The organism is Trichlorobacter sp. (genome assembly GCF_030247655.1).
In the GTDB taxonomy this organism is placed as follows: Bacteria; Desulfobacterota; Desulfuromonadia; order Geobacterales; family Pseudopelobacteraceae; genus Trichlorobacter.
This window is the reverse complement of the sequence record NZ_JAOTRZ010000012.1, coordinates 1-26,328: the sequence shown is the minus strand read 5'-3', so window position 1 is coordinate 26,328 and position 26,328 is coordinate 1. Positions and strand designations below refer to the sequence as shown.

Sequence of the window (26,328 nt, the reverse complement as noted above, 5' to 3'; positions counted from 1 at the left end):
CAACAAACTGACTCACAACTTAACAGACGATATCGATACTACTAAACTATCCGCGAGGATAGGACGGAAAGCCTACAGGGTCTCCACGAGACAGCCAGGTCGCCGAAATATCAAGTAATTGATACAGGTGACCTGGTTTTTTTACGCCTGATCAATGCCACCACGGAAAGAGAGGAGGAAAAGAAGAGTTTTGCAGCAGCACGAATAAAACATCACCATCTGGTCTGGTTTTGACAACGATCCTCCAGCACTGTGCCGTCAATACCGCCGAAAGCGAATCTGCAACAACAGTATTCGATCTGAGCGGAAGCACCGCAAAGGAGTACACGTATGAAGAATCTGTCCGGTCTGGTCTGTTTTGTCGTGACCCTGGCTGTCACGACAATAGCCTCAGCAGCCAGCTACACCCTGACCATCACTACCGACAAGACCAGCTATGCCCCTGGTCAGACTATGAACATCACGGCGGTCTTCAAAAAAGACAGCACCGGTATCACCTCCCCCAGCAAACGAGAGGTCAGAATCAAGGACTCATCCGGCAAAGAGCTGGTGAAGACCAGGATGAACAATGCAGGCAGCGGCAAATACACCTATGCCTACAAACTCTCAGGTTCTGCCAGGACCGGCAGGTATGAAGTCCGTGGTGAGTTTGAATCTAATGACAATAAGAGAACGGCCTACAGCTATCCACAGGTCGCAACCAGCACCGCTGATACAACCGCACCGGTCACCTCTGTTTCTCCGGCAGGCGGCAACTATACCACGGCACAGTCAGTCAGGCTGACTGCCAACGAAGCAGCCACCATCTACTACACCACCAACGGCAGCACACCAACCACCGCTTCGGCAAAATACAGCACGGCACTTACCATTAGCGCCACCACTACGCTGAAGTACTTTGCCCGCGACACAGCCGGCAACAATGAGGCCGTAAAGACCGCCACCTACACCATCAGCTCAACCGGCGGCAGCGGTCCCCACGCCAACCTGACCTACACCGGCGTCACCATGTGCCTGCAGTGCCACACCAAACAGGCCACCGATCTTGCCGGTTCGGTCCATTACAAGTGGGAGTCACCCTACGACAAGATCAGCAACAAGCCGGGTGTAACCGGCGGCAAGCTGAATACGGCAGTCAACGCCTACTGTATCAACACGTTGGGTAACTGGAACGGCTGCGGTTCATGCCATATCGGCGCCGGTGCCAAGCCGGGCACGATTGCTGATGCCACCAGAAATATTGACTGTCTGGTCTGCCACCAAAAAGACTATAAACGGGTTCGCAACAGCACCACCGGCCTGTTTGAACCAGACACGACCAACATGACTATTTCAATGGATCAGGCCGTACAGACCCTGCACAAGCCGGTTAAATCAAACTGTCTGCAGTGCCATGCCAAAGGTGGCGGCGGCGATGCCCTTAAGCGTGGGGATCTGGCCATGATCAACGGCACCACCACTGATCGCAACTACGACGTCCATATGGCCACCACCGGCGCCAACCTGAGCTGTCAGCAGTGTCACACCACCACCAATCACCATGTGGCCGGTCGCGGTTCAGATCTCCGCCCCACGGACAGCACTGTAACCGTTGGTTGCGCTACCAGTAGCTGCCACAGTAACAAGGCTGCCCTTAATGCAGGGCATGTCACCACTGCCATCAACACCCACCTGAAGCGGGTGGCCTGCCAGACCTGCCACATTCCGGCTTACGGCAGAAAAGCAGCGGATGCCGTACTGGACACCGTGACCGGTTTTGGTGATCAGTCCACAGAAACTGACCGTACCTGGGCAGCCCCGGAGTGGTCAGTGGCCAATAACCGTTGGGAGCCGACCGTTGTCCGCGCCAATAACCTGAAGCCGGTCTATGCCTTCTTTGACGGTAGTTCCTGGGTCTATGACCTGCATGATGTAGCAGTAAAAGACCCGGCTACCGGCAACTACAAGATCAGCCGTCCCAACGGTGGCATCAATACCGCCAACACCAAGCTGTATCCGTTCAAGTACAAAACTTCAACCCAGCCGATACACACCGCCAGCGGCAAACTGATCGCCCTGAATACCTCGGTCTACTTTAAGACAGCTGATGTTGCAGCTGCGATTCAGTCCGGCCTGACCAACATGGGCCTAAATCCAGGAGACCCCTACACCATGGTGAAAGCAGACGAGTACCAGATGCTGAACCATACCGTGGCACCCAAGGCCAATGCCCTGCAATGCACTGCCTGCCACGGCACCACCAGCGTACCGGCAACACAGATGAACCTGAAGTCGATGGGCTACGCTTTGAAGGCATCAGAATCCGTCGTCTGCGTCCAATGCCACGGCAGCGAAGACAGTCTGAGCTTCACCAAGGTACACAGCAAGCATGTGGCCGACAGAAAGTATGATTGTTCCTTCTGCCACAACTTCAGCAGAGCAGCCGAGCGCGGCTTGAAAACCACCAAGTAACAACTGAGGCGAACCACCTATTTATCAGCCCGCCGGTTCTCCGGCGGGCTTTCCTTTTCAGTCCTGATTTATACGCAGCCGCCGGATTGACACCGGCAGACTTGAATGGTACTGATAGACCTTACACAATACGGCCAAACAGGCCATCCGGGGCACTATGGGACTGTTGCAGCGAAAAGCAATCGGTATTGAGATCAGTCACGGCGGCATAGCAGCTGTCATGCTCTCCTGCTCTGCCGGCAGAACCGTACTGCAACGTGCAACCCGCACCACGCTCCCCGCCAACACCCTTCAACCCAGCCTGAAAGAAGCTCAGGTGCTGCAACCGGCAGCCTTTGTCGCCTCACTCCGTGAGGCCTGGGGTAGCCTCAATCTGTCTACCCGCCGGATAGCACTTTCACTACCTGACAACGCCGGTATCCTGCTGTTGACACACCTTGATGAACCATGGAAAACCCGTGACGAGGCGACCGATGTGATTCGCTGGAAACTGGCCAAACGACTGGGCATGGACCCGGAACTCCTGCAGCTTGATTTTCAACTTCTGGAGCGTCGGCAGGACGGCAGCACTGATCTGATGGTGGCTCTGGCGCATCGCACGGTGATCCAACAGTACGAAGAACTGGCTCAGGAGGCAGGACTGCAACCGGCACGGATCGGTTTTCATACACTGCACCTCTTGAGGTTGCTTGATCGCCAGCCCATAGAGACAGGCCAGATCATTACCCTTTACGATAATGCCCTTGGTACCGTTGCACTGTCTGATGCCAAGCCGATTTTCTACCGGGTCAAAACAGTACCACCTGGACCAGAGCAAACCGGGCTGCTGCGCCGTGAACTGGCAGCATCTCTATCAGCTGCCCGGCATACTTATGGCGGCATCCTGCCCGGAACCTACCATGCCTTTGCAGCCCCCCATAATGGATCTCTTACCGCGTTGTTAACCGAAACACGCGGTACTCCACCGACCATGATTGCTCTCGAATCACTGGTTGATTTCGGGGCAGAACTCAGTATCTCCCCACACCAGCTGTTTCAAGCCAGCGCTGCTATTGGTGCTGCCGTCGGGGCTGCCTGATGCAGACAACCATTAACCTTGCCACCCGCCGTTATTACAACCGTAGCCGATTCAAGGCCGTATTATTGTGCATACTCGCTCTGCTGCTTCTCCTTTGTACCCTTGGTGTCAGGCAACTGACAGGGTATCAGGATGATTCAAAAAAACTTTCAGCAGAGATCAGCGTTCTTGACAAACGACTTGTTGCACCTCCATCAGGAGTAGCCGAAAAAGAATTCAACCTGCATAGCCAGCAACTAAGCTCCCTTAACAACATTCTGGCCCAACGCCGCAATTCCCAACGGGCACTTTTGGATCTGCTGGAACAGGCCACCCCCAATGGTGTTGCCTATACAGCGATAAATCCTGACCAAAAAGACAAAACCGTTAAGCTGGAAGGACGTGTACGCAGCCTGGCACTGCTCACGGATCTGCTGGAGCGGCTGGGCAGCACCAGCGGTATTAAGGCTCCTACCCTACTTTCAACTGAAAACAGCCAGCAAAAAGATATGCCGGGAGCACCTGGCGGCATCAAATTTGCAATTTCCATGGGATGGGAAGGCCCATGAGAAAAGCACTGGTACTACAGATACTGCGTGAAAATCGCATACTAGTAACAGCACTGCTGCTGGCACTGCTTTTGTGCTGTTCGCTCTGGTATGCCGCCTTTCGCCAAAGCAGCCAATTGGCGCAGCTGCAATCAGACTGGAACAGTAAACGGCGTATGACCGCTCCCCGTGCAGAAGCCCAGCGTGCCGACAGCTACCAGCGCGATAAAGAACAGTTGCAGCAACTCTACGCAACCATTCCGTACCGGCATGAATTCCCCCGAGTGATTAGTGAAATTCTGGATTTCATGGCACTGCGCGGCGTCACACCGGGTGGTATGAGTTACAAAGTCAGAAAGACTGACCTTAACGGCCTGTTGGCCTACACCATGACCTGTTCAGCCAGTGGCAGCTACCCTGGCCTGAAACGCCTGATCGGTGACCTTGAGCGGCTTGACGGCATATCCACCCTTGATAGCGCCTCTTTCAGCACCTCTGATGCGGTCCTTGAAAAAGTCGTACTAGATCTTCAACTCACCATCTACCTGCAGGAGAAGCAGCTATGAACCGCCAAAAACAGCTGCTGGCCATACTTCTGACCTTTTTTATCCTTTCACTGGTCTATGCCTGGTTTCGCACTCCCCGGCAAAAAGTTGCCTCCCCCCGGCCAACAGCCGACAAAACAGCAGTTTCTCGCCCGGCACCGACAGCAAAACCTGCTGTAACAACAACTGCGCTGCCAACACCCTACCAGCCTCTGGCACTGCCAGAGCCGGAACAGGCTGAAGTACGTATCAAGCGGGATCTTTTCATACCGCTGCAGGTTATTGAGGCCAGGATTGCCGCAAAAAAAGCGGCAGCCATCAAACCACCCCCACCTCCCCCGCCGCCACCACCACCAACGCCTCAGGAACTGGCCCGTACAGAACTGGCACAGTATAAATCACTGGGGCTACTGAAAAAACAGGGCAAACAGGTGGCATTTCTGTCCAAGGGAGGCCAGATCAAGCTGATTCGTCTGGGTGACAGCCTGATTAGCGGCTACAAAGTGACGGCCATCACCGATGACAGATTGGTACTGCGTGCTGATGACGGGGATGAGATGTCGTTGGCAATGCGGTGAAGGCAAGGATGAAGGATGAAGGATGAAGGATGAAGACTGAAGCTGGAAGCGGAAGGCTGGAGGCTGAAAGCGAAAGGCGGGAAGATGAAGTTTTTATTTGTGGAGATGATATGACCAGACCACTGTACATAATTGTTGCACTCGTTACCCTGATGGCACTTTCCGGCTGTTCTGCCGCCCGCAAGAACTACAATGAGGGTAAGGATCTGGAAGAACAGGGCAAACTGGAAGAGGCGATGTACCGCTACGCCGAGGCGGTCAAGCATGCCCCGGATGAATCTGAATACCGGATGAAATTCCTGAATACCCGCATGGCTGCGGCCAAGGGGCGTGAGCAGGAAGGAGACGCCCTGGTGAAGGCAGGCAACTATGCTGGTGCCGTAACCGCCTATCAAACCGCTGCAGGTCTTGACGGCAGTCAGCCCCGCCTTGTCCAGAAGGCAACCAACGCCATCCGGTTACGGGATGCAGCTGCCGCCTATCAGGAAGGTCTGGCACTGGAAAAAGGCAACAAACTGCGGGAAGCAGCCACCGCCTATGGACGTGCCCTGGATCTTGCCGCAGAGAACAAGGAGTATGCCACTGCAGCACTGCGGATAGCCGGGCTGCGTAAATCAAAGCTTGACGGGTTCGAACTGCAACTAAAATCAAAGCAACCGATCACCCTGCGTTTCCGCGAAACTCGCCTGAAGGATATCTTCTCGGTGGTTTCCCAACTTTCAGGTATCAACTTTATCTTTGACCCGGATGTAAAGGACCAGAGTGTCACCATTACCCTGGAAAATGCCACCTTTCAGCAGGCAACCGACCTGCTGGCCGGCATGTACAAACTGGGACATAAGGTGTTGAATGAGACCACCGTTCTGATTTATCCCCACAGTGCAGAAAAGACCAAGCAGTATCAGGATATGCAGCTGCGCACCTTCCACCTGAACCACCTGGATGCCAAGAAGGCGGCCAACCTGATCAGAACCATGCTGCAGGTACGACGGCTGTATATCAACGAGGATGCCAATGCCCTGGTGGTACGGGATACCCGTGATATAAATGACGTGATTGAAAAGATCCTGGAGGCCAATGACCAGCCGGATGCAGAGGTTGTCCTGGATGTCGAGGTGATTGAAATCAGCGACAAGGATTCTAAAAATTTCGGCCTGCTGCTGAGCGACTACAATGTACAACTGGGGGCCTTCAAAAAAATAAACGGTCAGCAGAAACTTCTTGCAACCACCTTGAAGGATACTACAACAACCTCTTCAGCATCGACAACCACGACGACTGAAGCCAGCGTCGACAATCTGGTACAGGTATTTAAAAGCGGCGTGTTCGGCGGGTATGTCACCGTGCCCAATGCCCAGTACAACTTTGGCAAGACCCTGGCTAACGGTGAAGTGCTTTCCAATCCCAAGTTACGGGTTAAGAACAAGGAGAAGGCCAAGTTTAATGTGGGCACCAGGGTACCGATCACCACCACCACCATGGCCACCACCGGCACCACTTCGCAGGTAAACGTGCAGTATGTGGATGTGGGGGTCAAGGTCAATGCAGAACCGACCATCCAGCTGAACAACGAAATTTCCATCAAACTGGGGCTTGAGGTCAGTTCCATCATCTCCCGCGAGACCGTGGGGGGCAAGGACAGTGCCACCACGGTGGTTACCATCGGCACCCGAAATCTGGATACCGTCTTAAGCCTGAAAGATGGCGAGACCAGTGTGATTGGCGGCCTGATTGCCAACAGCAAAAGCGACAGCAAACAGAAGATCTTTCTGCTGGGTGATATCCCGCTTATCGGACCACTGCTGTCAAACACCAAGACAGACAATGACAAGACCGAGCTGATTCTGGCCATTACACCGCGGCTGGTCAGGGGAGTAACTGTACAATCACGTAAGGTAACCTCCTTTATCTCCGGCAAGGAAGATGACCCGTCGATCACGCCACCCTATGCCTCCTTTGAGCAGGAGCCTGAATACGCAGCACCTGCAGCTCCACCAGTAAAGGCTCCGCCTGTTCCGGCAATCAAACCGCAACCACCACAGGGTATGCCGCCACAACCGTCAAACAGACTGGCACCTCTGCCAGCACCGCCGTTAAAAACAGCGCCCGTACCTTCGCAGCAACTATCAGCACCCGTACCATCATCGCCTGCAGGAGCAATGAAATCAGCAGCGCCTACTCAAGCACCGCAACCTCCGCCGGTTAGAAAGTCCAACGGGTCCTTTAAGATGACACCACCCGCTACACAGCATCAGAACATTCCTGCTCCGCCCCAGGCAGTACCCAAACCGCTGCCAAAACAACCAGTATCAGTTACCCCCACACCGGTTCCTTTGCCGATACCGCCAGTGCCAGAGCCACCACAACCGCCACCCGCGGCAGAGCCTGATCCGGCACCGGAAGCAGTGCCACCACCGGAATCTGCGGTAACACCGGATCTGTGATGAACCGTCTGACCACTAAAGGGGTTACCCTGGTTGAGCTGATTATAGCCGTTACCTTGCTGGCATTACTTGCATCAGCAATACTACCGTTTGGCCGTATGACAGCAAAACGCACCAAAGAGATTGAACTGCGTCGTAATCTGCGAACCATCCGCCTGGCCATAGATGACTACAAGAAGGCCTATGACAAGGCGGTTGAGCAGAAAAAAATCATAGTCACACTGCAGGCATCGGGGTACCCTAAGACATTGGAACTGCTGGTTGAAGGCGAGGACTTTGGTGGCCTGTATGGAACGAAACGCAAATTTTTACGCCGCATTCCACCTGATCCGATGAATCCGGCCCAACCGGGCCAGCCACCACAGTGGGGAATGCGATCCTACGTAGATCAACCTGATGCAACCAGTTGGGGCAAAGAAGATGTATTTGACGTTTATTCACTCAGCGAAGGAGTTGCCATTGACGGCAGCAGCTATAAAGACTGGTAACCGGACAAGGGCAAACGGGTTTACCCTGATTGAGCTGATGATCGTCATGAGCATCATCGGTATCCTGGCGGCCATTGCCGTGCCCAATTACCAGTGGGCGCTGATCCGCGCCCGAGAGGCGGTCCTGCAGGAAAATCTCTACGGCATCCGTTCGGCAATTGACCAGTATTACGCCGATCAGGGCAAATACCCCGACAAACTGGAAGACCTGTCTGAACGTAAGTACCTGCGTGGCATTCCCACAGACCCGTTTACCAAAAAGAACGACACCTGGGTGACACTACCGCCTCCTGCTGAAATTCCTCCAGAAAGCAGTGCTACCAATCCCCAGCCAGTGGGAGCTATCCCGCTGCCCAAGGGCAATGTCTATGATGTGCAAAGCGGTTCAGAGCTGGTAGGAAGTAACGGAGTTCCGTATAAAGAATGGTAGGATAAGCAAGGCTGAAGGCGGAAGGCGGAAGGAGTGATTGTTATGCCAAAGCAGATTTTAAGCTCTCTGTTGCTACTGGTCTGTTTTACCCTGTCCGGGAGACCAGTACTGTCAGCTCCCCTGCCCAATCAGAACAAGCAGGCCACCGCCCCGGTTGTCTTTAGTATTGTTCCTGCGCAGGCAGAGCCCGGCGCACAGGTAGTTCTTGCGGTTAGCAGCATTAGTGACGGACTGAAGCTGACGCTGGGGGGCGATCCCCTTGTCTGGCGGGCGTTGAACAATCGCCGCATAGCGTTTGACATCCCTCCTGAAGCTGCACCAGGCCAATATTCACTCATGGTAACCGCACAGGATGGTGTGAGCCGCACCTATGTCTTTACCGTCCTGCCGCTTAAACCGGTGGCTATCAACATTGATCCAGACCGGGTCACCTCCTGCACCAGCGGTTCAGCCCGCGAAGTAACCATACACGGCCGCAACTTCAATGCCTCATCGCAACTGTTATTTGACGGCGCCATCATCCGCAGCCGTATCTCACCCCCGGATACCATTAAATTTACGGCCCCGGCGGTACGCGACGGGCTGCATCAGGTAGCGGTCAAAAACGGCGAGATAACCAGCACCCCGCTGGGGCTTTCCATCGTCAACGCCCCCGACATAACCTCAATCACCATCGGCAGCGACCATGTCAACAGCTACGAACTGATCATTGAAGGGGATAACTTCCTGCAAACCAGCACCGTTATGGTTAACGGGGGCAGGGTTGATTCAGGCAACGGCACGCAGCCGGAACGGCTGATCTATCAGGACTGCACCAGAATGATCTACGAACGACACCCCTACTCTCCCGCCCCCAAAGAACTGCGCATACAGGTGGTAAATCCCGGTGGCGCAACCAGCCGGACAGTGATGGTGACAGCGCCGTAAAAATTTTGGGTGGGTGATTGACAGTGGCTGAATGGCTGTTATTATATACAAAATCATACATTAAACTTGTAACCGGAGGTTTCCGCACCATGGACCGCTTAAGACAACAACGTTCGTCACGTTCAAATTATACTTTAATCTTGTTTTTTCTTGCCTTTTTGCTCTGTCTGTATCCATTGAATGTACTGGCTGCCCCGTTTGCAAAAGATGTCCATTTTATTCAGCCAGATAAAACCGCTCTTACGTTATGGGGAGAAGGGGATGAGTTTCACGCTGTCTTCGAGACAAAAGATGGCTACACCGTACTCTTTGATCCACAAAAAAAGGCATATTTCTACGCCCAACGTTCAAACGATGGTAAAAGCCTTGTGTCAACAGAAGTGCTTGCACACGAGCCCCCCCCGCAAAAGCTGAACAAGCATATCCGTATGGATGCTGACGCAGTAGCGTCTGCAGCACGGGCCAAAAGACAGAAGTGGGATCAGGAAACCAAGCAATCTGAACGTTGGAACGAATTAAAAGCCAAAAAACTTGGTGATCTGAAAAACCTGAACAGCACAGATGCCGGAAGCTCCATACTACTTTCCCCCCCATCTTCAACCACGCTTGGTGCCAAACAAGGACTAACCCTCTTAATCGACTTTTCCGATGACGTAGCAACTGTTGCCAGCAGCGAGATTGATGCTTTCCTGAACGGTGATTCGTACACCGGTTTCAGCAACAATGGCTCGGTCAAGAAATACTTCAGCGATGTATCCAACGGCAACCTGACCTACACAAACGTACTCATTGCCTATGTACGCATGTCTCAGCCCAAAAGCTACTATAACGACACATCAAAAGACTGCGGCACACAGGGGCGCCTACTGATAAACGATGCTTTGACCATATTGAAAGCCAGACCTGATTACAACAGCACCATCTTACCAACCTTAAGCAATCTCTCCAGCGATGCTTACGGCTATGTTGCAGCACTGAATGTCTTTTATGCCGGTGGTAATGGCGGTGTCTGGTCCTACGGACTCTGGCCACACGCCTGGTCGCTGGCAAGCGCAATCCCGCTTGGTAACGGCAAATCCCTGTGGCGTTATCAAGTAACCAACATCGGTTCAGCATTGGAACTCGGCACCTTTTGCCATGAAAACGGCCATATGCTCTGCGGTTATCCTGACCTGTACGACTACGGATATGACTCAATCGGCGGTGCCGGCAAGTTCAGCCTTATGGGGCACGGCGGTCATGGCACAAATCCGGCCCAGGTGGATGCCTACCTCAAGCGGGCCTCCGGCTGGGCAACCACCATAGATATCAGCAGCATTTCAGGCACCGGCACATTGCTTGCTGCGCCTAATGCAGGTTACAACACCTTTTATCGCTACCAGAAACCAGGAGTCAGCACAGAATATTTTCTTCTGGAAAACCGTCAAAAAACCGGCAGGGACGCAACGCTACCCGCATCCGGCATTGCGATATGGCATGTTGACGAACTTGGTAACAGAGACAATCAAAGTATGGTGCCCAATACAACCCACGCCAATTATGAATTGACCCTGGTGCAGGCCGACAACCTGTGGCATTTTCAGGGCAATGCAAACTCAGGGGATGCCTACGACCTCTACTACCTCGGTAACACTGCAACTGCGTATGGCAACCGTTTTGACGACACCAGCTCACCCAATGCCCACTGGTGGGACGGTAGCTCTTCATCACTCACATTAAGCAGCTTTAGTACTTCAGGGATGTCCATGACATTCTCGGTTACCCCGCCTGTGTACAAAACACTTACTGTTTCAAAAATCGGTTCAGGCACGGTAACCTCATCACCAGCCGGCATCTCCTGCAGTAGCGGTAGCAGCTGCAGTAGCAGCTTCATCAAGGACACATCCGTCACCCTGACTGCTACCGGTGATACCAACTCCATCTTCACCGGCTGGTCCGGTGGTGGCTGCTCCGGCACCGGCACCTGCGTGGTCAGCATGGCCAATGACACGACCGTGATGGCTACGTTTGTAACAACAACCCTTGGTGAGGCGCTTAATATTCCCGGCATCACCGTAACAACTTCGGGCAGCGCCAACTGGTTTCCAGAGTCATCAACCACCCATGATGGCAGTAATGCTGCGCAAAGTGGCGATATCAACGACAACCAGTCATCATCTATGCAATTTACCGTAACCGGACCGGGAACGCTGAGTTTTTGGTGGAAGGTTTCTTCTGAGACCAGCTGGGACTTTTTAAAATTCTATATTAATGGCGTAGCCCAAAACAGCGGCATCAGCGGCAACGTAGACTGGACTCAGGTTTCTGGCATCACTATCCCCACAGGCACCCATACCCTGAGTTGGACTTACTCAAAAGATGGCTCAGTAAGTAGCGGTTCTGACACCGGCTGGGTGGACCAGATCTTTATGGAGCATACAATTGAGGTATTTATCCAGGGAGCGGGAAGCGGTAATGTCCTGATGAACCCTTATTCAATCAACTGTTCAACAAGCGGCGGATGTGCCTCCAACTATAATCTGGGAACGCTGGTAACCCTTATCGCTACACCGTCGGGTTTATCAACCTTCGGTGGCTGGAGCGGCTGCACAACCGCATCCGGCACAACCTGCGACGTCACTATGAACGAACGCAAACTGATCACCGCAACGTTCGACTCTCCCAATAAGGTAAAAATATTAAACGGTTCAAGCTACGCCACCATTGCCGATGCCTATGCTGCTGCAGATTCAGGTGCGACACTTCAGTTAGCCCAGGACACCTTTACAGGGAATTTAATGCTCAACCTCAACAAATCCGTCACGCTGTCCGGCGGATGGTATGCCGATTTCCATGGCCTGACTGGTTTATACAGCGACCTGCAGGGTATCCTGACCATCTCCAGCGGCAGCCTGACCGTGGAAAATCTGGTCGTAAAATAGAACTTTCATCCAGCTAATCGCGTAACGGGGTTGCCTGAACTAACCAGGCAATCCCGTTATTTTTTAGGCCTCTATCTCATTCATCATATTTACAACACAGGAGGGCTTGTGCATGCGTAGTTCGGTAAGGTCCATACTGCCTTTTATGGCCATCATGCTGCTGGTCTTAAGTAGCATCTGTCAGGCAGCGAGCATCACCGGAACACTAAATGATCGACTAAAGACACCTGTGTCAGGCGCACTGATTGAAATTGATGGAGCTCCGGCTTTTTCTACGTTATCAAATGCTGATGGTTCCTTTACAATCTCCGGCATTCCCCTAACCCCATTCCGTTTAAAAATCAGCAAAAACGGTTATCTGCCTGTTTATACCAGTACTTTTTTGACAACTGAGGAGCTCACTATCTCAACCTATCCTTACTCTCTGTTAACACCTGCTGAACTGCCATTATTGCCAGGCCAAGGCGCCGTCATAGTGACGGTTGTTGATAGCATCAGTGGATTACCACTCAGTAATGTTAGAGCCAGTAAAAACAACCCTATGACTCAGATCATGTATCTTGATGCATCAAGCGGTAACTTTCTTGCTGCTGAAGCAACGGATGCCAGTGGTACATTTATAGCTTTTATCCCGGCCAATCATGCAGTTGAACTTTCTGCAAATAAGTATGGGTACGATATAAACAGCTATAATGCCACCGTACCGGACGGCTCAGTGCTGGAAACCGGTTTAACACTATCGCACAGGCCGACCCATTCTCTAGCACTACAAAAATCAGGTTCAGGTAATGGCTCCATAAGCAGTTCTTCCGAAGATACCTGCACCCAGTTTCCCTGCATTTTTTCAATTATTGCAAACAGTACCGCTGTGATCACGGCAGTCCCAAATGCTAACTCTCGCTTTATCGGCTGGGTAGGCAGCAACTGTTCAGGCCAGGAAAATCCCTGTTATATCTTCATGGACAGCGACAAAAACGCTAGTGCATCTTTCTCCTTACAGCCATTCACTATTGAAGGCACATCTCGGTACTTTCCCTCTCTGGTCGAAGCGTTCTCAGCTGTACAACAGAACGAAGTCATACTTACCCAAAAAAGCTTTGCCTCCACAGGAACCAGCTTTAACAGACCAGAAATAACAGCCGTTTTACGTGGGGGGTTTGATGATGGATTTAATGTCACCAATAGAACATCAGCTGATTATTCAACCATCAATGCTCCTTTAACGATCAGCCTTGGAATATTAATTTTTGACCAAATCATTATCAACTAGCAATCACCAACACAACTATTTGATAATACTAAAATTACTTAAAAAACAAACCGTACTGAATGGTTGACAATCCAGCTGGCTAACGGTATTTTACCGTATACAATCAGCGTCAAAATGGAGGGTAGCGATGCGTAGTTTATACAGGATTATAGTACCTTTATTGGCCATCATCCTGATGGGCTTGACCGGCATCTGTCAGGCAGCATCCATCAGCGGCACGGTAACCAACGGCACCGGCAAAAGCGGCAGAATTTACATTAAGGCAACCCCAACCGACTGGGGAGGTGACTGGTCATACGGCATAAGTATTCCTGCTGCCGGTTCCTACACCATCAGTGGATTACCAGAGTCATTTGATGGTGGTTATCATCAAGCCACCTATACCCTTTCTGCCTTTGTTGATACACAGGGCAACGGGGTTCAGCATGCCAATGACCCTGCCGCAACCCTGGGGATACCGGTTACAACAGGCAGCACAACGGCCAACCTCACCCTGGCAACGCCAACCCCGGTTGCCCCCCAGGCCAACGAAATCATTGCGTACCAAGGCAATGGCGGCAATACAGTAATCTGGATGCCCTACGAAACTGACAGCGGTCTGCCGATTGCGGATAAATATGTTATTTCATGGAACACCAGTGCAAGCGACAGCGGCGCCAGCACCCGGGAAGTTCCATCCGGTCGGGATTCCTATCTGTTTTTTCATAACGGAGGCGGCACGGATCTGTACTACAAGGTAACGGCGTATGTGGGGACAACTCCTGCTTCAACAGAGTGGGTGCCGGTGACTACCCGTAGCACCGGTGTTACGGTATCCGGTACGGTCACCCTTTCCGGTGTCAGCACATCAAAACCGCTGATTGTCCTGCTTAAACAGGAGGTGCCTGGTCAATATCCTGTCTTCTACTCAACCATTATTCCAACCCCATCCACTTCCGGTGCAAACAGTTACAGCATCAGCAACGTACCTGCCGGTACCTATACTTTCCATGCCTTACTTGATGTTAATGAAGACGGCGTTCACGGCCCGGGAGACCTTGACTACCAACCGAGCATTTACGCCTCAGAAGAGGTTGTTGTCGGCGCTGGCAACACCACCGGCATCTCGCCAACCATTACCCAGCGTAATGCCGATGCCACCATACGAACCAGCAACTGGACCTCTGACGGCATCAGTACCAACAAAAATCTGGGCTTTACCGTAGAAAGCCAGGCCAAACAACCGGTTAACGTCTATGTGAGCGGCGGGGGGCTTCAAGACAACACACCTGTAGGCAATAATAATGAAGGGGAATTTCGCATCTGGCCAGGCTTGAACGGCGTGACCCCGGCAACCGGTAATCAGTACACCTATACGGTTCAGTACTCAGACAGCACCAGTGAGCAATTTACTGTGAGCGTTGGTACTTTCCTCACCAGCTTTGCCAGCAATCTTGCACCGCAAGGCACTGTTGGGTACACTGATGGCATACCAACCTTCAGTTGGTCAGCACCTGTAAGCCCTCCGTCACCCTACACCTATTATGTCTGGCTAAGCGGCGCCGATGCCAGCTGGAATACCGATGACCTGCCTTCAACGCAAACTTCCATACTGTATAATGCAGATGATGGAGCCAGCAAACCAACCCTTACTGCTGGAGTACCGTATTACTGGACTGTCACGGTCTCTGATCGCGATGGCAATCAGGCTGCCTATCAGACATCATTTACCATGAGCAGTAGCAGCACCATCAGCCTGACCGGTATGGCTCTTACACCTGCAGGACCGAGCCCCCTGCAGGGTGTTACCATTACGCAGGATGGTAATTCTGGCAACACAACATCATCAGGAGCTGACGGTTCTTTTACCTTGAACAACCTGCCAGCCAGCACCCCTTTCAGACTGGTGATGACCTATCCTGGCTTAGTGCCTGTCTATACCCAGTATTTCAACTCTGCCACGAGCCTTAATATAAGCAACACCCCCTACTACTTCCTGACTCAGGCAAATCTTGGCCTGACCAGCGGCAAAGGAGCGATTATTGCCACCCTTGTTGACAGCTCAACAGGAACAGCATTAAGCGGCGTAACTGCAACGGCTCCAGGCTATACGGTGCTGTATCTTAATGGTAGCGAATTCACCGGCACTTCAACAAACGAAAGCGGCATAATAAAGATTCTGGATGTAGCCCCCAACACCCCTGTTACCATTACGCCAAGCAAGACAGGCTACACCTTCAGCCCGCAAATATTCAGCGTACCGGCAGACTCAGTGCTTGAAGCCGGCATATTTGGCTCTCCTGCACCTACCAGCGTTTCTTTTACCAGTAAGACCGTTATTGCAGGGACTAATGGCACCCCTCTGGCTGGTGTCACCATTACGCAGGTTGACCCTAGCAATAACAACACACCCACTGGCAACAGCACCACTTCTGGCATCGATGGCAGTTTTACCCTGACCAATCTGCCAATCAGTACCTACTTCAGATTATTGATGACCGTTTCAGGCTACATGCCGGTTTATTCGCAACGTTTCAATTATGCAGTACCTGCAAGCATCGATTGGAATAGCTACCCCTACTTCCTTTCTCCGGTAGGCAGCATCACCTCTTTGCAGTCCGGAAAAGGGGTTATCTTTTCAAGACTTATAGATAGCAGTAACGGATCTGCACTTAGTGGGGCAACTGCAGTCGTCACCGCTGGCTACACGGTGCAATATCGTAATTCTAGCTTAGGAGACTGGAGTGGTACGGCAACCGACACCAGCGGCCTGATCAGAATACTGAACGTTCCTCCCAGCACGAATATCTCTCTTGCGCCTGTCAAATCAGGCTACACATTCAACAATTCACCCTATTCAGTTGCTGTGTTTGCGGCTGATTCCGCAACCGAAATCAACCTGTTTGCCTCCCCCGGTACAACGTATACTCTGGGGGTTCAACGAAGCGGTTCTGGTTCAGGAACGATTCAGGTTCAGGTTAACGGATTACCCGCGCCATCATGCACTAACACAAGCTGCAGCTATAGTGGCCTTACTGCCGGCCTAAGTGTTCAACTTACCGCAGTGCCAGCAACCGGATCATCATTTAGCGGCTGGACTAACTGTGGTTCAAGTACCAGTGTCTGCAGCTTTACCGTCAATAGTGACACCACTGCTACAGCGACCTTTGGCTTGCAGCCGTTTAAGGTTGAAGGTCTTGCAACCTATTATGACACTCTTCTTGCCGCCTTTAGCGGCGCCACAACTACCCAGAAGATACTTGGTCAAAAGTCATTTGAGGCACCAGCTACTACTTTCAACAGATCTACAGCCGCTGATCAGATTACCCTGAAAGGCGGCTACGATGACTCTTTTAGTGACAGCCGTACATCCACTGATTTTTCAACTATCGGCACATTAACCATTCAAACCGGCACCCTGGTTTTAGATCAGGTTATTGTGAAGTAAAGCTCTACGACCCTTTTTATACTCAGCAACGCGCCCCCTTTCGGTTTTTCCGGAAGGGGGCGCGTTGTATCAGCATTTGTTGAGTTGTCAGTTGCTACTTGATGATCAGCCGGTCAATCGTAACTCCCCCCGCCCCAATCGTGAGTTTACCGTTCAACGTAGTAAAGCCGTTTCGGCTCAGATAATCGCTGGCATAACCGCCCTTAAACATAAAGGAAACGTTACGGCCCAGCATAAAATCACCATCAAAGACAAGAGCCTGCGCCTCAAGCACGCCGCTGGCGGTGACTGCCGCATAGGCGGTGGTAAGGCTGCCGTAGGGTATGCCAGCGACCCTGGCCTTTGGCAGCAGACTAAAGCTGGCAGTTGCACTGCGGTCAACGGTCATACTTACCGTGCAGTTACCACTGCCGCTACAATCACCGGACCAGCCGGAGAACAAGGAAGAGATATCTGCAGTAGGAGCCAGAGTGACACTGGTGCCACTAGCATAGTCTGCACTGCAGGTACCGCTGACACAGGCAATACCGGCAGGATTACTGTTGACTGACCCGCCACCGCCGTAAAGTCCTTGAATTGTCACGCTGAGTTGAGATTGAGGCACGGTCAGCTGGGTAACAGCTGCATAGGCTGCAGAGCTGTTACCTGCAGCATCCCTGGCAAAGGCGTAGAGGGTGTGACTGCCGTTGACGGTTGCCGGAGCAAAGGTATAGCTGCTCGGCGCAGCAGCGCTCCAGGAACAATCAGCAGGACTGCTGGTCTGCACCACACAGTAGCCGGTTACGGCCACGTTATCCGTGGCTGTGAAGGGGGTAATGGCAATCACCAGACTGCTGCTTTCGGCAGGCAGTCCAAATGCCGTAATGTTTGGCGGTATGACATCAGCCCCGCCTGTCCCTCTGGCAATCCGGGTTAGATTGCCCGTGGCATCGTAGCTATAGCCGATGGACATACCGTTGGCGTAGGTTACCCCGATCAGCCGATTGAGGCTGTCGTAACGGTAAGAGGCGTTGACGGCGTCAGCGGCAGCCGGACTACCAATCAGCCCGGCCAACACCAGAACGAACGCCATCCGTTGTAGATTTTTCATAAGGCGCTCCTTTCCCGGTCTCATCGACCGCCTCCGTAATCAACCTGCCCCAACTGGCTGGCTTCGTTGCTGTTATTCGTACCGCCGGTGGCGTGCATCCTGCGGGCCGCCTCAACTCCACCCGGCGCATTTTCAACGGTCTCCACCGCTTTGGTGATGACCTCCGAATAGGCCTCACCGACAACCGGTATACGACCGACGGTGTATTTGGTGCCTACCTTGATCAGGGTCAGACCGGAGGCAGGATCATCATCTTTAAGGGCAGCCTTTACGGTGCCATAATCCTCAGCCAGCTGAATTGCAGTATTGATCCGTTCGTTCCATTCCTTGCCGACTTTGGTGTATTTATTGGCTTCAAGGGCGGTATTAGCCACTTTTTCCTCGATAGACCTGGCCATTTCCGGTTGTTCCTTGAACTTGTCACCGATCCACTTGAATGCTGATCCGATACTGGTTTTAACTTTCTCAAAGGTGGTGACTTCCGAGGCACGTTTTGCCTGCAGCGCCTCACGCTGGGCCTGGAGTTGGGCTTGAACCTCGGGCCGATCCCAGAAACCATCGGCAGCACCGAATGGATCAAAGCGGGTCAACGGGTTGTTTGCGGCAAAGCGGTACAGGTTGATGGAGGTCATCTCCGCCAACGGATCACGGGAGAGCCAGCGTCCCAGCTGCGGAGAGTAGAAACGGTGACCGTAATAGTAGAGTCCGGTTTCTTCATCATACAGCTTGGTCGAATACCGGATCGGCTGGTTCAGGCTGCCGCTTTCTGCAAGGGTTCCACCAAACGGATCGTAGGCGTATGAGGCCGCAACTGATCCAGAACTGTTTAGGATGGCGGTGACATCCCCCCGCGGGTTGGAAAACACTTGGTAAACCGCCCCGCCCTGCTTGAGTGAGAGCAGCGCACCTACACCGCCCGGCTGGTTGATCCCCCAGAGATAGTCCCGCACCACGGCGTTGCTGCCGTCACGCTCCTGCAGCAGCTTTCCGGCATCCCAGATAAAACGACGCTCAGCGGTAAGCACACTGTTGGCATAACTCTTCTGGATTCCCAGATAGCCGTCTGAACCGTACAGATACTCCTGCCGTCTGACCACCCCGCCACCATCGGTGTACTGGATCGAGGTCATCCTGTTTTCAGCATCGTAGGCAGCCGTAAACGCCAGTCCATCGGGGGTGAGCCCCTTGGTCATGTTTCCGTCGGCATCGTAACTGATCGCCGTTGCTGACCCTCCCCAGGTCGTCACCTGATTCAGGTTGTTGTAGCTGGCATCCACCGTTCCGGCAGCCGGAAACTGCAGGGCTGGTCCGTTGGTGACGGTCTCGCCCGTTGGCTGCCCCAGTGCATCAAAGCTGTAGCTATAGCCGTTCAGGACCGTGCCGCTCGGAAGATAGTTAATCTGCTGCTGCAGCCGTTTCATGAGCGGGTCGTAGCTGTAGTCGGTCTTGCTGCTATCAGAACGGGCCAGCCGCTGCAAAAGCGTTTCTCCTCCCTGATAGCTGTAACTGTAGGTCGTGCCGTTACCGCTGACCGAGGTCAGCCGGTCAAGGGAATCGTAGCTGTAGCTTGCGCTCAGCCCCCCCTGAAGTGCTACCGAGGTCTTCCTCCCCAGATCGTCATAGCTGAAGGTCAGGGTATCATTGGCCCAGGGACCGTCGATGGAGGTCACCCTGGAGGAGGCATCGTAGGCGATAGTGCGGCTGCCCAGGGCATCGGTAACCGTGACAGGACGGTTATAGGCATCGTAGACCGTGGTGACCCCCGGCGTACCGTCGGCGTAAGTCACGGTCAGCAGGTTGCCGTTACGGTCATACCCGTAGGTGGATTCCGTTCCACGGGCATTTTTTGACCAGGTCATCCGGCCATGGGGATAGGCGAACTGCAGATTGCTGCCGTCTGCAAACTGTTTGCGGGTCAGCCGGTTATCCTTGTTGTAGCTGAAGTAGGTGACGTTATCGTTGGGGTCGGTCAACTGGCTGGCATGGCCGGCCGCATCATAGGTAAAGCGGGTGCGCCCGCCAGCCGGATCAAGAATCTCCCGCAGCTTGTTGTGGGGGTTGTAGAAATAGGAGGTGGTACGCCCCGCCTGGTCAGTCATGCTGTCTAGCAGATGGGGAACTGACAGCGAGCGGGTAAAGGTGGCAGCCGAGCTGTCGGGATAGGTGATACTCAGCAGATCGTCGAGATTATTGTAGCTGCGCAGCAGGGTGAATCCGTTCTGATCCGTATATGAGGTGAGCCGTCCGATGCTGTCATGCCCATAGCTGCCAACAGGTGTCCCGGCCCGGGTGATACCGGACAGTTGCCTGTTGCTGTCATAGCTGAAGCTGGTCAGAATTCCGGTACCAAGTGAACTGGTGGGCTGGCCGGAAAGATTAAAGGTAAAGGTTTTGTTAAGTCCCATCCGGTCGGTAAGTGACAGGATATCGTGGGTACTGTTGTAAGTGGCGGTAATAGTGCCGAGCCCGGCCTGGGTAACGGTCAGCGGATCTACCCCGTTGGCGGCGTAGGTGATATCAGTGCGGGCGCCGGTGGGAGGAACAACCGAGGTTACCTTCCCCTTTGTGTTGTAGGTAAAGGTGGAGGTCTCATTGCCGCTGGCACCCTGGAGGGTCTGGGTAAGCAGGCTCCCCTTGGCGTCATAGCTGTAGTCAAATCCGACCCCTTCAGGTGTCTGGAAGCCGGTGATGTCAATGGAGCCGTCCGGTCTGGTTGCACGGGTGTAGCCGTAGGTGGAGCCTTCGGATGCATTGGCCCCCTGATAGCTTGTTTCCCCGGTCAGAGGGTTATTGTTAAAGGTTTCGCTGCCCATATAATCACTGACCGTCAGGCTGTTGTCCCCGGATACAAAGGTTACTTTGTTATTGCCTGTGGTCATGGTCTGCATGACACCACACCCGTCATAGGTAAAGGTACTTGAAAACCCTCCCATGTCCCTGATGCCGGTCAGGTTACCGTTCGTATCATACCCCAGGGTGACGGTCCTGCCGAACGGGTCGACAATCGAATAGATCCGGTTATCGCCATTATGAGAGAAGGTGGTTGAGCGGCCCAGGGCATCGGTAATCCGGTTGAGCTTAGCACCCCACGGCGAGTTGGGAAGCGGGGTCCAGGAAAGCGTCAGCTTATTACTGGGGTCAGTTGGATAGTGGGGATCGCGGATTTCGGTCAGAAAGGCCCAGAGCAGCTTTCCGGGCGGCACCTTATAGATATAGACCGTGCCGTCGGGGAAGGAGAGCGCATAGTCACTCCCCTCCATGACCCCCCCCTGGCGGATTACCGTCAGCCCGTTAAAGACACGGTAAGGGGGAGTAAACTTTGCAGTATTCTTGTCATAGGTATACACATCCCGGCGACCATCCGGCATGTAGATGGTCACATCGCCGGTTATGGTATCTGCAGAGAGGTAACTTTCGTAGTTCAACTGCCATTTACGGCCGGCTGGTTCAAAGCGGTTAAACACGACTTTTGAGTTGTAACTGAAGGAAACCTCCACCGCCGGTCCGACCGGGCTTTTGTACCAGAGCGGGATGTCGGCGACAAAGATGTTCAGGTTGGCCATGTTGACGGTCCAGGTGGGCGAACCATACCCTGCGCCGGGGGCCATGTCGCCACCGTTCCCCTTCCCGATGCCATCGGGGTTGCCCAGTTCCTTTTCCACCCCACCGCCGGTATCTGGGGTCAGTTCCCATGACCAGGTAATGGGGATCTCTGGATACTTAAAATGAGGAAAGGTGGTCTCACCGGTTATAATCTGGAGGGAGCTGCCAGGCAGCGGAAATTCAAGGGTGGTGACCGGGTCAGAGGGGCTTTCGGCCAGAACCATACTAGGGTAATCAATGATAAATTCACCATTGATCTCCTTAACAAGAGTACCTGAATAGCCTCCCCACATGGTGATATAGTTGAATGGAGTGGCAACGCCGGCATGGGGAAAGGAGATGGTATACTTCCCCATGGCCGGATCAATGATCAGCGGAACAGCACTTTCAGCGCCTTCGCCAGTACCTATCTCGGTAAAATAGACATTACCATAGCTGCACTCAGGCCTGCCGGTGAACGGGATATCCATCATGTTGTTCACCACCTCCTGGCTCATCAGGTTTCCCTGATACTGGCCAGAAGTTCCGCTGCTGATGAACTCGCCACTCACATCGGAGACATGGTCCAGTGCCAAGACATAGTTTGCAGTGCAGTCAGGCCCTGATTGAAGCACTCCTGACTTGCTCAGCACCTGAGTCAGATGCATCTTAACCTTCCATTTGGTGATTGTGCTGGTCCAGCCGCAGGTATCATCGGCAATTACGACTGCAGGCAGGGCACCGGCAAGCAGCTGGGTAAGGAGAAGAATCCGGGGCAGAAGCAAGAAATGGAGGTTGGAGAAGCAGGTTCTTACCACAGAAAACAACGAATACGGGCTGGATTGAAGCTCCATGAGCATGCCCCCCTGTCTGACGCCGCTACAGCCAGATCGTTATATAGTAGGGAAGGTTTAGAAGTGTTAAAAGTGTATCACCTATTCCACAAATGTCACGCGGTTGATTTCCTGCAGGGTGGTATCACCGGCGCACAGTTTTTCTACCGCTGCCTCACGCAGAAAGACTGTACCCTGCTCACGGGCAACCTGTTTCATGCGTACCGCCGGGGTCTTGGAAACAATCATATCCCGCAGTTCATCGTTCATCTCCAGCATCTCAATAATGGCGGAACGCCCCCGGTAGCCGGTGTTGTTGCAGGCTTCACACCCAACCGCTTCATAGAAGGTAGCGGTTGCCCGCACGGCAGGATCAATGGCAGCCTCGCGCAGAACCTGTTCACTCAGCTCCACCGGACGACGGCATTCTTTACAGACCTTGCGCACCAGTCGTTGCGCAATGACACAGTTCAGTGAAGAGACAAAGTTGTAAGGATCCAACCCCATGTGGGTAAAACGACCGATTACATCCAGTACGTTGTTGGCATGGACCGTGGTAAAGACCAGGTGGCCGGTCAGGGCAGACTGCACCGCAATCTGGGCAGTTTCTGGATCGTGGATCTCCCCCACCATGATCTTGTCCGGGTCATGGCGCAGGATGGAACGCAGGCCTCGGGCAAAAGTCAGCCCCTTTTTCTCATTGACCGGAATCTGCAGAATCCCATGCAGCAGGTACTCAACTGGATCTTCAATGGTGATGATCTTGTCCAGGCCGGTATGGATCTCGGTTAAGGCAGCATAGAGAGTGGTGGTTTTACCGGAACCGGTTGGTCCGGTTACCAGCACCATGCCGTATGGTTCACGAATCTTGCGCCTGATACGGACCAGTTCACGGGGATGAATCCCCAGATGTTCCAGGCTGAGACCTTTCATTTCAGCGGCAATACTCTCTTTATCCAGAATTCTGATGACCGCATCTTCGCCATGGGCGCTGGGCATGATTGAGACCCGGAAGTCAATTGACTTGTCCCCCAAACGGATCTTGAAGCGCCCATCCTGAGGAATACGCCGTTCAGAGATATCCAACTCACTCATAACCTTCAGACGGGAGATGATCGGCCCCTGAAAATGCAGATCAATCGGATCATTGGCCTGATAGAGCACCCCGTCAATCCGGTATTTAATGGTCACGCCATCGTGGCCGGTTTCAATATGAATATCACTGGCTCGGCGCCCCAAGGCATCCAGCAGGGTGGTGTTAATCAGCTTGACGATCGGGCTGGAGGCGGTGTCTGACGACAGACTCTCCAGCGAAAGCACCTCTTCGCCGTTATCGGTTTCTTTCACCAGTTGCAGCAGAAAATCTTCCGACACATCCCGCAACACCCGCCGGGTTCCCTCGCCACCTTTCAGCAGCTTGTTAATGGCAGGTGCGGCAGCAACAGAAAAGGTAATTGGACGATCCAGCACCAGCTGAAGCTCATCAAGCATCAGGACATCGGTAGGATCAGCAATGGCGATGTTCAGTACACCTTCATCGATGGAAAGAGGTACAAAGTGATACCGGTACATCAGATCCGGCGAAAGGGTGTCAAACAAGGCATGATCCACCTTGAAACTGCCAAGATCGACAAACGACAGACCAAACTGCGCTGCAAGCGCCTTGGCAACCATCGCTTCATCAACCAGGCCAAGCTCCCGGGCAGCCTCTCCAAAACGCCCGCCCTGCGCAGCCTGATGTGCCAGTACCAGATCGATCTCTTCAGGGGTCAGGGCATCGAGATCAGACATGATCTCACTTAGTTTTTTATGCTGTGTACTGTTCATTGGCTGCCTGACCGTGTCAATAAATCGTAAGTGTTGTTGGACCGAGCTCTGTTGTAGGAGCGGTATAACTTGCATCTGTCCAGCTTACCGTCCATGAGCTTGCTGTACCTCCTACAATCTTAAAGCTAATAGCGTTAGCTACCGTCAACTTACCATCAGCTGTTATAAACCAGGTAAAAGTTTTGGGACTACCACCGGGGTTTGTTATTATTACTGATCCATCTGCTGCAAGACTCAAGGTATAGAGCCCGAGTGGAAGACGGACTTTAATGGTTTTGCCTGAAACCATTGTATTAGTGAACAATGCAGATTGCGTAAGGCTGGTGGTAGGACCTGAAACAGCTTCACCGCGAGTTAAGTTACCATTGAGGGCAGTAAAGTATATGTCTGGCAGCGCATAACGCACTGCTGAGGTGTCTACAAATAAGGCAGAAACTCCATTTACAGTGGTCATTGACCATCTACCACCACCGACTTTAATAGGTTTAAAGGTACCATCAATATACCCTGTAGAAAGGTATTTAAGGATATAGAAAACAGCAAGGCCGCTTGATTCGAACTGCACCCCGATATTGTTGCCAAAGCCTTTTATATTCCCAGAACCGTCTTCATTATAGGGATAATATGACAAAATCCGATTCAAGTCAGTTGTGACCTCAGTCGGTATAACGCTTGAAGCAGAGTATGTCATATAGTTCATTATCGTCGATACTGACTCCACCGTACAGATACCTGCCGGCCCTTGCGGACCTGTAGCACCTTGGGGGCCAGTAGCACCCTGCGGACCTACCAGAGAAACCCCACTTCCCCAAGAGCCTGAGTACGGCCCATACAGCCTGCTGTTCTGGGTATCAAGATAGAAATCACCCGGTTGTGCGGTTAAGGTTCCGGGAGCACCGCTACCGTTCAGAATACTTTTACCGTCCCGGGGGGCAGTTGCAACGCTCGAGCCATCAGGAAATTCCAGTCTGTCATTCTTGATGACAAACGGCCCATCAACCGCATAGCTGACAGCGCTTAGCACAAAGACAAGAAAACAGACCACAACCATTTCAAACCATTTGATCATCACATTACACCTCGTTGATATGTAGTACACCTCATCACTTAATTAGCAACAACCGATCCACCACACATTTCCATTGGTTTATGCGTGGCCACAAACAACTATTTAATGACGATTCCATCAACAACCAAACTTCCTTTGGAAACGGTAACGGTTCCTGCGATTGAAGAATAGCCCTCAGGATTTATGAAATTAATGTCATAGCCACCTTGCAACACAATAGTGACGTCCCTGCCAAAATCAAGATTTTCGACAAATTCCCTTGCCAAGACCTTCAGGACCTGTCCTTCAGCAACGGCCAAATAGGCCTTTCCGATCCCTCCATAGAAAAGATCCGTAACTTTTACATAGTGTAACGGTGTAAAAGCAGCAGTCACTTCTTTGGCCACATCCATGATGATACCACAACTTCCAACACCAGAGCATCCACCGCCACTCCAGCCTGTGAAAGAAGACCAGGAATCAGCTGTAGCAGTGAGCGTTACCACACTATTTTCATCATAGACCCATGAGCAGGTTCCGGAAACACACGAAATATTATTGTCACTACTGCTGACAGTACCAGCACCCGAACCGGACAAGCTCACGGACAAACGATGTTCAGGATTGCTCTTGCTGAGGATGATGTTCTGAACCTTGCTGGTCAGCAGACTGTAGGGGCTGACCACACCAGGCACAAACTGGCCGCCAGAAGGAGGAGTGATGCTTAGGCTATAACTGCTGTACGGCAGCAGTACCATGCTGTAGTTGCCGTTGGCATCGGAAGTGACACTGCCGGTAACACTGTAACTAGTGCTGCCCGAACTCCAGGACGGATAGGTATACATGCTGACACCGCCGACAG

General features: G+C 52.7%; 16 protein-coding genes, 1 pseudogene and 1 riboswitch. Of the genes and pseudogenes, 12 read left to right on the top strand and 5 right to left on the bottom strand.

Annotation, left to right across the window (positions count from 1 at the left end; genetic code table 11):
- Window positions 1-30: 30 nt before the first annotated feature.
- A riboswitch (cyclic di-GMP riboswitch) is annotated at window positions 31-107 on the top strand.
- 223 nt (window positions 108-330) lie between these two features.
- The 12 genes from OEL57_RS01970 to OEL57_RS01915 all read left to right on the top strand — a co-directional run bounded on the left by OEL57_RS01970 (window position 331) and on the right by OEL57_RS01915 (window position 17,086).
- A complete protein-coding gene (locus tag OEL57_RS01970; RefSeq protein WP_300736354.1) occupies window positions 331-2,451 on the top strand; it encodes a chitobiase/beta-hexosaminidase C-terminal domain-containing protein in 2,121 nt (706 codons plus the stop codon).
- Between the two features lie 157 nt (window positions 2,452-2,608).
- Window positions 2,609-3,529: a type IV pilus biogenesis protein PilM gene (gene pilM, locus OEL57_RS01965; RefSeq protein WP_300736351.1), complete on the top strand. Its 921-nt coding sequence runs from the start codon at window positions 2,609-2,611 to the stop codon at window positions 3,527-3,529.
- Window positions 3,529-4,077: a PilN domain-containing protein gene (locus OEL57_RS01960; protein ID WP_300736344.1), complete on the top strand. Its 549-nt coding sequence runs from the start codon at window positions 3,529-3,531 to the stop codon at window positions 4,075-4,077. The genes pilM and OEL57_RS01960 overlap by 1 nt, the downstream gene beginning before the upstream one ends.
- Window positions 4,074-4,622, top strand: coding sequence for a hypothetical protein (locus tag OEL57_RS01955; RefSeq protein ID WP_300736341.1), 549 nt, complete (start codon window positions 4,074-4,076; stop codon window positions 4,620-4,622). Before OEL57_RS01960 ends, OEL57_RS01955 begins: the two co-directional genes overlap by 4 nt.
- Complete coding sequence (locus tag OEL57_RS01950; RefSeq protein ID WP_300736338.1) at window positions 4,619-5,179, top strand: hypothetical protein; 561 nt, start codon at window positions 4,619-4,621, stop codon at window positions 5,177-5,179. The genes OEL57_RS01955 and OEL57_RS01950 overlap by 4 nt, the downstream gene beginning before the upstream one ends.
- 110 nt (window positions 5,180-5,289) lie before the next feature.
- Window positions 5,290-7,623, top strand: coding sequence for a secretin N-terminal domain-containing protein (locus tag OEL57_RS01945; protein ID WP_300736335.1), 2,334 nt, complete (start codon window positions 5,290-5,292; stop codon window positions 7,621-7,623).
- The gene (locus tag OEL57_RS01940) at window positions 7,623-8,111 is read left to right on the top strand and encodes a type II secretion system protein (protein ID WP_300736332.1); all 489 of its coding nucleotides are present in this window, start codon (window positions 7,623-7,625) and stop codon (window positions 8,109-8,111) included. The genes OEL57_RS01945 and OEL57_RS01940 overlap by 1 nt, the downstream gene beginning before the upstream one ends.
- Window positions 8,083-8,541, top strand: a complete 459-nt coding sequence (locus tag OEL57_RS01935; RefSeq protein WP_300736329.1) for a type IV pilin protein — start codon at window positions 8,083-8,085, stop codon at window positions 8,539-8,541. Before OEL57_RS01940 ends, OEL57_RS01935 begins: the two co-directional genes overlap by 29 nt.
- Before the next feature lie 42 nt (window positions 8,542-8,583).
- Window positions 8,584-9,468 (top strand): IPT/TIG domain-containing protein, encoded by an 885-nt coding sequence (locus OEL57_RS01930; protein WP_300736326.1) that lies wholly within the window; start codon window positions 8,584-8,586, stop codon window positions 9,466-9,468.
- A 428-nt stretch (window positions 9,469-9,896) separates the two neighbouring features.
- A complete protein-coding gene (locus OEL57_RS01925; protein ID WP_300736323.1) occupies window positions 9,897-12,389 on the top strand; it encodes a M6 family metalloprotease domain-containing protein in 2,493 nt (830 codons plus the stop codon).
- Between the two features lie 112 nt (window positions 12,390-12,501).
- Window positions 12,502-13,659: a carboxypeptidase-like regulatory domain-containing protein gene (locus tag OEL57_RS01920; protein WP_300736320.1), complete on the top strand. Its 1,158-nt coding sequence runs from the start codon at window positions 12,502-12,504 to the stop codon at window positions 13,657-13,659.
- A gap of 127 nt (window positions 13,660-13,786) precedes the next feature.
- Window positions 13,787-17,086, top strand: coding sequence for an InlB B-repeat-containing protein (locus OEL57_RS01915; RefSeq protein WP_300736317.1), 3,300 nt, complete (start codon window positions 13,787-13,789; stop codon window positions 17,084-17,086).
- A 94-nt stretch (window positions 17,087-17,180) separates the two neighbouring features.
- Here OEL57_RS01915 and OEL57_RS01910 read toward each other — a convergent pair whose 3' ends face one another.
- The 5 genes and pseudogenes from OEL57_RS01910 to OEL57_RS01890 form a co-directional block, all read right to left on the bottom strand.
- Window positions 17,181-18,176 (bottom strand): InlB B-repeat-containing protein, encoded by a 996-nt coding sequence (locus tag OEL57_RS01910; protein WP_300736314.1) that lies wholly within the window; start codon window positions 18,174-18,176, stop codon window positions 17,181-17,183.
- Between the two features lie 20 nt (window positions 18,177-18,196).
- The gene (locus OEL57_RS01905; RefSeq protein ID WP_300736311.1) at window positions 18,197-22,612 is read right to left on the bottom strand and encodes an RHS repeat-associated core domain-containing protein; all 4,416 of its coding nucleotides are present in this window, start codon (window positions 22,610-22,612) and stop codon (window positions 18,197-18,199) included.
- 81 nt (window positions 22,613-22,693) lie between these two features.
- Window positions 22,694-24,418, bottom strand: coding sequence for a GspE/PulE family protein (locus tag OEL57_RS01900; RefSeq protein ID WP_300736308.1), 1,725 nt, complete (start codon window positions 24,416-24,418; stop codon window positions 22,694-22,696).
- A gap of 16 nt (window positions 24,419-24,434) precedes the next feature.
- Window positions 24,435-25,487, bottom strand: coding sequence for a hypothetical protein (locus OEL57_RS01895; protein ID WP_300736305.1), 1,053 nt, complete (start codon window positions 25,485-25,487; stop codon window positions 24,435-24,437).
- A gap of 98 nt (window positions 25,488-25,585) precedes the next feature.
- Window positions 25,586-26,328, bottom strand: a pseudogene (locus tag OEL57_RS01890) (hypothetical protein); the annotation flags it as partial.